Below are 9,838 nucleotides of genomic sequence, written 5' to 3'. Positions count from 1 at the left end.
CACCGATCGCGTCATTGGTTTTCTCACCGGATGGTCTGGGATTTTACATTCTTTATCTCTATCACATCTTTAAAAAACTGGTATTATCATAGGTTCACAGGATATTATCCAGAGTCCGTTCATGCAGAGCGCATTTACCGAAATCGGGAAAACCGAGCGTGGTGTAAAGAAAAAGGCATTAGAATTAGTGGACCTCCTTTAGGAAGACCTCCAGCAAATGTGAGTAAATCAAAAAAGAGGCAAGCGTTGAAAGATGAGAGGATTAGAAATGCAATTGAGGGCAAGTTCGGACAAGGCAAACGAAGATTCGGCCTGAATAGAGTGATGGCTAAACTTGATAATACATCTAGTACAGTTATTGCAATTACTTTTTTGGTAATGAATCTTTCTACCTGGTGGCGCCGGGTTTTTTGTGTGTTTTTATATCTATTTAGAAAAAGAACACCTGTTTTTTGGTTGGAGATAATCCCCAATTATTATTGGGGTAACTCGATACAGAAAAACTTATCTTTAACCGAGCTTGAATATATCGATCGCACCTGTTCTTGGCTGGCGATCGATTATTCAGCAAGCCCTAGCTAGGGCAATTAGCTTACAGGGATGGAGGGAATTTAGAACGCTTTGCGAGGCAAAATCCCAAAAATTAGAACGGGAATTTGTCGTCATTAGTCGATGGGAACCCACTAGCCAAGTTTGTTCCTGTTGTGGATTCCGGTGGGGCAAAGTTGATTTATCTATCCGCTCAATACTCTGTATTAATTGCGGTACTGAGCAGGATAGGGATGAAAACGCCGCAAAAAATATAGAAAAGGTCGGCACGGGGCATCGGCACGACCCTAAATGGACGGGGAGCGATTCTAAGACCTTTTCGGAGGCAGATTGCTGCGAACCGTCAAGAATCACCGCTCATGAAAGGACGGTGAGTATGTCAAATCAATCCCTAGAACTGGCAACTGTGGACTCTAGAAAGAGTTATTCCGGCTGACGTTCCAGAGTCGCCTCCATTGTACTCGTCAAGTAATGACCAGACATTATGCCACTAGATTGGTAGTAGCGGTTGTCATCAACCCGGTGAAGGGTATCAAAACCCGTCCTCCGCTGGCGTTCATCTCCCAACACCCAATAACGCTGGACGATCGACTGGGGAGCAATCCAACCTTCGCCCTCGACGCGGGCGAGTTCGCTGTGTTGGAGTACAAAAGTATACTGCCGTTCATCGCTGTTGAGGTGTCCTCGGTACTGCAAAATAATCTCTTCGCGATCGCCTCCAGGAAATACGAGCTTGGTCACCATACTGAACCAATCTGTTCGGTTCCAGCTCACTAAAGTTTTGCCTTTAACCGTAATTGGCACGCCATTGCGCTCAATCCAGCTTCCTTCGAGCGTCCATTGGCCAGATTCCATTAAAAACGTGTGAGCCACAGTGCTGTTCCTATGCTTTTGCTGCTGGCTACAATGCTGGTGCAACAACGCACAGCCGTTGTCCCTCAGACTCTATGCTATCACGCCCAACTGTGCCAACAAGAGTTAATTTCCCCTAAAAGTACCGGTGACCGGGCGCCAGTAACTTGAGGTAGATTGCCGGGAATGCCCCGAACCCGCCATGCGGCTAAAACCGCGAATGCGATCGCCTCTTTAAAATCTACATTCAACCCTGCCTCAGAAGTAGTCAACACTTGCACTGGATGCAATTGAGATTGCAATCGGCGTTTTAAGTAGAGATTGTGGCTGCCGCCCCCGCATAGTAAAACTCGATCGGGCATAGCCGGTAAAAAAGTTTGGTAACTGTGAACGATCGAGGCAACAGTCAGTTCTGTCAGAGTAGCCAGCACGTCACCAGGACTGAGGTTGTAACCTTGGGTCTCGACCAAACACCTGTCAAAATAGTCTACACCAAATAGCTCTCGCCCCGTTGATTTCGGCGGTGCTTGGCGGAAGAACTCTGATGCGAGCCAATCCTCGACTAAAGCTTGACAGGGAGTTCCCGATGCTGCCCAAGCTCCACCTTCGTCGATCGTCTTAGTGCCACCTGAGAAGTGCTGCACTGCCAAATCTAACAGGGAATTCGCCGGGCCTGTATCCCAGCCCGATATCCCATCCCCAAGACTGAAAATCTCAGACTCGTCATTGTTTCCCCCTTTTCCTCTTGCCGGAAGATAGGTAACATTGCCAATTCCCCCCAGATTTTGGATGCAAAGGCTGATGTTGGGTTCCGCCAGCAGGCAGGCATCAACTATTGACACTAAGGGTGCTCCTTGACCCCCGGCAGCAATGTCTGCCGATCGAAAGTTACTCACAGTAGTAATTCCTGTCAATTCCGCAATTAGCGCGCCCCGCCCGAGTTGCAAGCTGTAGCCCATTAACGCACCTGCGCTGTCTTTCTGGGCTTTCGCAGTAGGTCGGTGGTAGACGGTTTGACCGTGAGAGCCGATTAATTCGGCTTTATCATATTCTGCTTGAATTGTCAATGCCGCCGTGGCAAATTCTTGGGCGATGGCATCATCTAATTCTGCTAGTTCAGCCATTGACAAAGCTGAGCCACTGCAAACCGAGAGAATTTGCGATCGCAAATTAGCAGGATAAGAGAAAGTCTTGCCGGCCACCAATTGCACTTTCAAGTCTGTTTGGGAACCGACGACATCCACCAAAGCAGCATCAATGCCATCCACCGACGTGCCACTGATCAAACCGATAACGCGGGTCATTCAATTTTAGATTTTAGATTTTAGATTTTAGATTGTTCACTTTTTCGATTTTTCGATTTTAGATGGTCGGGTGCGATCGGGCTATGAATATTATTTGAGGTCGATCGTCACAATCACCACAGTAATATTATCGCGTCCCCCTTTCTCCTTAGCTGCTTGAATCAAAGCATTTGCAGCGCCCTCGCAGGCGCGAATCGACTTCAGAGGCGAAGCTATCAAAGGATCGGAAAGTTCTTCAGTCAAGCCATCGCTGCAGAGCAGCAAGCGATCCCCAGGCTGCACGTCCACAGGCAAAATATCTATCTCCCGCAAATCATCGCGGCCCAAACACTGGGACAAAACGTGACGCCAAGGATGAGTGCGAGCCTGGTCAGGAGTTAGGGCCTTTCTTTTCACAGCCTGAGCCACCCAAGTCTGGTCTTCAGTAATCTGCTCCAAGCGAGAGCCGTGTAGCCGATACAAGCGAGAGTCCCCGATATTAGCGCACCAGGGTCGGCCCTCATCCCTAAACATTAGAACCACAGCCGTAGTACCCATATCAGCACGTTCGGGGTGGTCGAGCTGATCCGTCAAAATTGCTTGATTGGCAATTAAAAAAGCCTTTTCCAACAACACCGGAGAATCCTCTGGCCCTTCCCAATGTTCGAGCAAATAAGATTGAATCGCCTGAGTCGCAATCCGGCTGGCTTCTTGACCTCCGGCGTGTCCTCCCATTCCATCGGCCACTATGAAAAATCGCCCGTCAGAGTCTATGTAGTACGAATCCTGATTTACGGAACGAACTAGCCCTGTGTCTGTCTTACCTGCGAAAGAGCGTTTCATAGATTGGGTGATTGGACTCATCGAACTTGAAAGCTTGATTTAATGGGGTGCGATTTTTTCTTCCAAAACTTAAATCCCGAACTGACTTGAAATTCTGCAGCCCGCGATCGCGAGTTTTGGAAAAATTGCACTTCCTTGACCTTATATTGTAGATCGTAAGATGGTCATCCCATCTTAAAATTTCGGTAAATCCAGTAAATTCAGCAGCACCTGCAAAAAAAACTGGATTTATACCCAAAATTAGAGGTTTGGCTGGCGAGAAATCTAGGCAGCAAACGGGTTTTTAGCCTCAAAGCGCATAAGTGTTGTAAATTTCAGCAATCTGTGGTCAGCCAGTCAAAACTTAACATTCGATGTCAAATTTTGGCTGGCGAGAAATCTCAAACCTGAAATTTCCAATCCCAAATTGGACAATTATGACATCCTGTCTAAACGATCGATCCGCTTGAACAAACGCATAAGAGCAAACCCTGCACCCGCCGCCAGCACGGCAACAGCGACAGCCGGCCAGACTTGATTGCTGACAAACAAAATTGTCGCCGACAAAGTAAAAGCACTCATCAGCAAAGCATAATTCGTACCCATTTGAGCGCTGCTCATGCGGCGGAGCAAACGTTCTGTTTCGGCCGAACGGACGCGAATCCGCAAATCTCCCTGTTCGAGTTTATCAATAGTCTCCTCAATCCGGCGGGGCAAACCCAAAGCACTCGAACTCACCTGAGCCGCCTGACGGCCGATTTCGTTAAAAATGCTGCTACTTGTATCATGGCCATTTCCATTAGTCATAAGCTGCATGGCAAAAGGTTGTGCCACCTCCATAAAGTTGAACTCGGGATCTAAACCTCGGCCCACCCCTTCGATGGTGGAAAAAGCTCGCATTACAAAAGTAAAAGTAGCTGGGAAGCGAAAAGGTTGGTTGTAGGCAATATCGTAAAGGTCGTCCGTAATCGCGCCCACAGACTGATTTTCAAAAGGCTTGTCCATGAAGTTATCCAGCATATACTGGATGCTGCGCCGCACCGGACTCATATCACCCGTAGGCACCAAAGCTCCCAAATTGATCAGAGAATCCATAATCCGCTGTCCATCCTTGGAAGCAATGCCGTAGAGCGTCTCCATCAGTCCTTCGCGGACGTTCGACTGGATTTGCCCCATCATGCCAAAATCGTAGAAAATCAGACAACCGTCAGCACTAACAGCGATGTTGCCGGGGTGTGGGTCAGCGTGGAAAAAGCCGTCGTTGAGCAACTGCCGCAAATAAGCTTTTGCCCCCAACTGAGCGATTAATTTACGATCGATACCGGCCGCTTCCAAAGCTTCGTAGTGGCTGATTTTAATCCCTGGCAGGTATTCCAAAGTCAGCACTCGCGGAGCCGCGTACCGCCAATAAACCCTCGGCACCCGCACCCAGTCACAGTTGCTAAAATTGCGGCGAAAAGTATCAGCATTGCGGCCTTCATGGAGATAGTCAATTTCCAGCCACAGAATGCGACAGCATTCCTCATAAATCCCCATCCAATCTCGACCGCGGCCCCACTTAGGATGGTTTTGAAAGTACCGGGCAATTCCCTTAAGAATTTGCAAATCGATCTCGAACAGTTTCCGCAGTCCCGGTCGCTGCACTTTGACAACCACTTCCGGGCCCGAATGTAGTTGAGCTTTGTGTACCTGACCCAGACTGGCAGCGGCCAGGGGCACCGGGTCAAAGCTGCGGTAGAGTTCTTGAACTGTCTTGCCCAAATCTTGCTCGACAATTACCTCCAATTGCTCGTAGCTGAAAGCAGGGACTTTATCTTGCAGCTTAGAAAGTTCCTCCACAAACTCTGCGGGGAACAAATCGGCGCGGGTAGAAAATAACTGCCCCACTTTAATGAAAGTTGGCCCCAAATCCAAGAGTGTTTCTCGAACCCAGATAGCTTGAAAGCGCCGTCTGGCAACTTTCTTTTCTTCAGTCACGCCTCCCCAGTAGCTCCAATTTTTGCTGTCGAGCCAGAGGGAAGCCAGCCAGAGCAAGACAAAGGCCCAAATGTCGAAGAAGCGCCGCTTCCGGGAGTATTTTTCGCGATTCCAGCGATAAGCTTTACTTTTGTAGGATTTACTAGCAGTTTTTTGCTCATCGGCTTCGCCAGTGTGCTTGGGGGATCGCTGGCGATTAACAGAGTCATCAAGGAGAGCAGACACTTGGGTTCCCAAATTGCTTATTTTATGTTGTTGCTTTGATTGAAAGTAGGAGCGCAGGAGCGCAAAGCAATGCGCTCACGTAGTAAATAATAGTTGTGGTCGAGTCGATCGCTAGGGCAAACTGCTGCGGTAACGCTGCAATTCCGATCGCACCAGAGCCACTTCGGCGCGCAGCTCGTCAATAGTCGCTTGCAAATCAGCGGGATGGATGTCTTGAATAGTTGTGGTGCTTGCAGTGCCAGTTCGGGTCTGCATCGCCTCATCCGAAGCTCGATTTGCCCGTTCCACAACTCGATCGGTGAACTGTCGCAGGCGTTCTCTTTGTTCGGCGTCAAATTTGCCGATTTCAGAGAAAGCGTTGGTTGCTGCGCTTTCTAATTGCTCGTACAGTGCTTCGGCAAGTGCTCTGCCTACAAAAAAAGCATGAACTGGGGGTTTACTCATAAAAAATCTCTGTGCGCTTCCGCAACAAATTATAACTTGCTTGTCCCCGATGATGCTTGCTCCCAAAGGAAGGAATTTTGGGGGAATTGACACTCCCACCCCATTGTCGGGGATGGGATTCTTGAGATTTAGAACAGTCTGACGCGCCACGGCTTAGGCCAAAAGCCTCGCTGACACTGGCTCAAGTTCGAGGTTGGGGTTGCTTTGTACCAAAATGTTTGCAGCTTGGCAGTATTAATACGCGACATCACACCACCTCAGCGTCGCGCACATATTCTAACATAATTTAAATCAAAATAGGAAACCGTCCTGCATTTTTTGGCGGGCATTTGGATTGCAGAGGGAATAGGAAATATTCGATAAACTCAGAGGGCGACTGTTGGGATTTTCAGATTCGACGGAAGTTTTTGGAAGCTAGTCGTTGGCTAGGTAGGGCCTTATTATCTCAACTACTGGGCGGATATTTGCTGACTTATAAAACCAAGTATTTGTCCGCACTTTTAACCAATCAAAACCATACTAATTTGTCGCAGGTTCGGGAAAAGGCATCGTGGGATCGGGCACAGGAGGTGGTGAATCAGGTGCGATCGAACTATCTGAATTGTTGCCACTGGGACTTGGTATCGCAGGCTCAGGCGATCGGTCGATCGGCGACGCTATTACTGGCGACGGGGATTCCGACGGCGGCAGGGTTTCAGCGCTAGCACTCCCAGGGACAGGCGGTGCGGGTGCGGCGGGCGGTTCAGCAGGCAGGGGCGCAACTTCCGGTACCGGTGCGGATTCAGGTTGGGGTTCTGGCTCGATTTCGGTTGGAGGCTCTGGAATGGGGGACTCAGAAGGCTCCTCTGCGGGTTCGGGCGCCGGCGATGGCTCAGGTTCCGCTTCGGGCTCTGGGGCGGTAGTTTCCTGGCTTGGAGGCTCAGAAGGTTCGGCGCTAGTTTCTGAGGGCTCGTCGCTCTGTTCGGAAAGGTTGCTGCTGTCTAAGGGGGGTTTGGGACGCTTGTTGAGTTCGATCGGGTAGAGAGGGCTGCTTTCGACAGATGGCTGCCCGAACATCGGCTCTGACAAATCGCGGGATTTGAGCAAATCTTCGAGAGATGGGAAGGATTCAATTTTGGGACTATTACTGAGACTGGTGCTGTTGTAGTGCGATGCTAGGTCAAAACCCATCCAGCCTGCAATTGCAGCCGTTACGACAAACGCCAGAAAAGTCAACTGCGGCGGGGGAGGTGCGGGCAATCTTAGACTTTGCTTGCCTTTTCTTTTTACTGATACTCGCTCTGTTTCTTGCAGCATGGTGAGCCAATTTTCCACTGTCTGAGGGCGGTTGTGGGGGTCGATTTCGAGTCCCTGAAGGATGGCTCGCTCGATTCCTGGGCTGAGGTTGGGCTGAAATTGCCGTAAGTCAGTCAAGGGAATGCGATCGCGCAGGGGTGCTGCTACGGGCGCCACGCCGGAGAGTAAGTAGTAGAGGGTGGCGGAGATCGCGTAGATGTCAGTGGCCGGTGTACATTTACCGTCATGGAGGTATTGTTCGATCGGCGCGTACCCAGGGGAGAGCAAGTTGGTGTGGGTTTGCTTGGTGCCGGCGGTAAAGCCGCGGGCAATTCCGAAATCTATTAACATTACTACGTGAGAATCGGCTCGCCGGATAATATTTTCTGGCTTGATATCTCCGTGCAGCAATCCGCTGTGGTGAACTGTACTTAAGGCTGAGGCTATTTGCCGAATATAGTGCAGGGCCTGGGCTTCTGGGAGCGGCCCATCGGTTTCGACTATTTGGGCGAGAGTTTGGCCCGGAATGTAGTCCATTGCAATAAAAGACTGTCCGGCTTCTTCAAAAAAGTCAATTACCCTGACTATGTTGGGATGCTGACACCGCGATCGGTGTTGGGCTTCGGCAATAAACTGCTGCTGAAATTGGGCAGATTCTGGGTGTTGGCGCAGACTTTCGTTGAGGGTTTTGAGTACGACGGTTTGGTTTAAATGGGTGTGGATAGCTCGGTAAGTGATGCCGAACCCTCCTATCCCTAAAGTCGCGTTAATTTTGTATTTGCCCTGTTGCAGGACTGTTGCTGGCGCTAAGTTCATCTTCAGTTGATGCCGTTTCCCAAACTATGCTACCGCTTTTGGGTTATTTCGCAGAGTTAGGGGTGAGGTTCGATCGATCGGCGCCCTAGTTTGAGCTTTAGCTCTGCTATATCTTTAATCTTGGCATCCCCACGTCATTTTATCTGTAGTAGATATTGTGAAACTTAACGCTCCGGCTTTCCAATAATAAAAATCCCGCTCTTGTGGAACGGGAAAGCCATCAGGGTGCATCTATAATATGTGACTCTAACTTATGGGGGGTACAACCCCTCATTGCTTTAACAAGTCTTTAAAATTAGCCGATTTTTGTAAAGATTTAGGTTTGAGGTTGACTTAGGCTCAATCTTATGATTTAGAAGATTGCCGCATGGCGATCTTGAGCTTGGAGAATTGACAGCAATTCTTGCAATCTGGCTGCGATCACTTCAGTTGAGGCGAACTCCCAGAGTCACACCTTACAGACCAGATTACCTTTTTGGCTCAGATGAAGTTCAGGCGAGCGGCATAAAATGAGAAAGAGGCATCGTATCGGGCTTAATCTTGAGACTGCAAATGGCTCAAACCTTTTAAATAAAAAGGCTGTAAGCATTCTCCAGACATTTGTAGCCCAGAGCCATAAATGCTTCAATCGCTGTTCGCGTTACACAGCAAGGCCTGGAGGCAAGCTCAAGTTCTCCCCTTCGGGGAACTTGAGCTTAAGTTGTCACAAATGGGGTCTTCCTAGTAACGAGAAGCGATCGATTAGCAATTAGCAGCAATTAGTAATTACTTATTCTTTGGTTTGAAAATGTCTGTTAAACAATCACATTACGAGACTTTACTAGCAGAGTACAGCGAATCTTCTGCCGCGATCGCCCTGCTGAAAAAATATCGGGTTTACATGGAAATGATTCCCAGTATCCGCCGCGCCATTGAGAGTTTAATCACAATTCCTTTGCCAATTGCGCGCTTGCGGGACGGGGTTTCTTATGCGGGAAGCAGCGGCACTAGCATATCGCCGGGACAGGCAGTTTGTTTGCCCTGCGATTTGGCGATTTTGATGTGCGATCCTGAATGGAAAGTTAAAATTGGAGTGGAAATTTTGATTTTCATTCATCGTCCGGGCGAAGAGTTTTCTGAGTTGCTAGGCCGCTGGCGCCAGTCTCAGGTTTGGCTGGATAAAGGTTACGAATGGGTGATGCCGCACCGCTACAGACATATTTACAGCGATGAAGCTGAGGCTGTTCATCCGCTATTTGTTTTGTTTGAGGAAACGCCGGAACTGATTCAACGGGGTTTGATGGCGGCTGGTTTGCCGTTTGTGGTGGAAAGTTTCGACTCTGGGAGTGAGGAAGTAGAGGAGGAAGAGTTTCTGGGTAGTGGGGAACTGGGAAGTATTGGTGAAGAGAGTTTTGATTTGTAGGGTGGGTGCGATCGCCTATAGCCATCGTATTGCTTGAAGTAAAGTAGATTTTTTTCCAACCGCAGAGGGCGCAGAGGGCGCAGAGAAAGAGAAAAGAGAGAAATATTGATGTTTTTGAACCCACATTCCGCACCCCCAACTGGCACATACGCGGATTGAGGGGGTAAAAGTGAATCATCCGAGACAAAGCGTG

General features: G+C 49.1%; 7 protein-coding genes and 2 pseudogenes. 3 read left to right on the top strand and 6 right to left on the bottom strand.

Features of this window, described 5'->3' with window-relative positions:
- Positions 1-524, top strand: a pseudogene (locus QUB10_RS33060) (transposase); the annotation flags it as partial.
- 50 nt (positions 525-574) lie between these two features.
- Positions 575-985, top strand: a pseudogene (locus QUB10_RS33055) (zinc ribbon domain-containing protein); the annotation flags it as partial.
- Here the strand turns inward: QUB10_RS33055 and QUB10_RS33050 are convergent.
- The 6 genes from QUB10_RS33050 to QUB10_RS33025 form a co-directional block, all read right to left on the bottom strand.
- Entirely contained in the window at positions 973-1,422 is a 450-nt protein-coding gene (locus tag QUB10_RS33050) for a hypothetical protein (protein WP_333042233.1), read from the bottom strand. The pseudogene QUB10_RS33055 and the gene QUB10_RS33050 sit on opposite strands and share 13 nt — an antisense overlap.
- 80 nt (positions 1,423-1,502) lie before the next feature.
- Complete coding sequence (locus QUB10_RS33045) at positions 1,503-2,705, bottom strand: anhydro-N-acetylmuramic acid kinase (protein WP_333207332.1); 1,203 nt, start codon at positions 2,703-2,705, stop codon at positions 1,503-1,505.
- 90 nt (positions 2,706-2,795) lie between these two features.
- Positions 2,796-3,527 (bottom strand): PP2C family serine/threonine-protein phosphatase, encoded by a 732-nt coding sequence (locus QUB10_RS33040; protein ID WP_333207331.1) that lies wholly within the window; start codon positions 3,525-3,527, stop codon positions 2,796-2,798.
- A gap of 414 nt (positions 3,528-3,941) precedes the next feature.
- Positions 3,942-5,708 (bottom strand): AarF/ABC1/UbiB kinase family protein, encoded by a 1,767-nt coding sequence (locus tag QUB10_RS33035; RefSeq protein ID WP_333147538.1) that lies wholly within the window; start codon positions 5,706-5,708, stop codon positions 3,942-3,944.
- A 111-nt stretch (positions 5,709-5,819) separates the two neighbouring features.
- Positions 5,820-6,152 (bottom strand): DUF6825 family protein, encoded by a 333-nt coding sequence (locus QUB10_RS33030; RefSeq protein WP_333207330.1) that lies wholly within the window; start codon positions 6,150-6,152, stop codon positions 5,820-5,822.
- Positions 6,153-6,671: 519 nt separating this feature from the next.
- On the bottom strand, positions 6,672-8,243 hold the full coding sequence (locus QUB10_RS33025) for a serine/threonine-protein kinase (protein ID WP_333207329.1): 1,572 nt from the start codon (positions 8,241-8,243) through the stop codon (positions 6,672-6,674).
- A 787-nt stretch (positions 8,244-9,030) separates the two neighbouring features.
- Between QUB10_RS33025 and QUB10_RS33020 the strand changes: the two genes are divergently transcribed.
- Entirely contained in the window at positions 9,031-9,645 is a 615-nt protein-coding gene (locus tag QUB10_RS33020; RefSeq protein ID WP_333207328.1) for a hypothetical protein, read from the top strand.
- The last annotated feature ends 193 nt before the right edge of the window (positions 9,646-9,838 follow it).

Origin of the sequence: Microcoleus sp. B5-D4 (assembly GCF_036705145.1) — a bacterium.
GTDB lineage: Bacteria > Cyanobacteriota > Cyanobacteriia > Cyanobacteriales > Microcoleaceae > Microcoleus.
Note: the sequence above shows the minus strand (reverse complement) of the source record. Positions and strands in the feature narration are given on the sequence as shown.

Bases quoted from the DNA above. Each gene is read 5' to 3' on its own strand.
- QUB10_RS33025 (WP_333207329.1), bottom strand. From the start codon at position 8,243: ATGAACTTAGCGCCAGCAACAGTCCTGCAACAGGGCAAATACAAAATT.
- QUB10_RS33045 (WP_333207332.1), bottom strand. From the start codon at position 2,705: ATGACCCGCGTTATCGGTTTGATCAGTGGCACGTCGGTGGATGGCATT.
- QUB10_RS33040 (WP_333207331.1), bottom strand. From the start codon at position 3,527: ATGAAACGCTCTTTCGCAGGTAAGACAGACACAGGGCTAGTTCGTTCC.
- QUB10_RS33020 (WP_333207328.1), top strand. From the start codon at position 9,031: ATGTCTGTTAAACAATCACATTACGAGACTTTACTAGCAGAGTACAGC.
- QUB10_RS33030 (WP_333207330.1), bottom strand. From the start codon at position 6,152: ATGAGTAAACCCCCAGTTCATGCTTTTTTTGTAGGCAGAGCACTTGCC.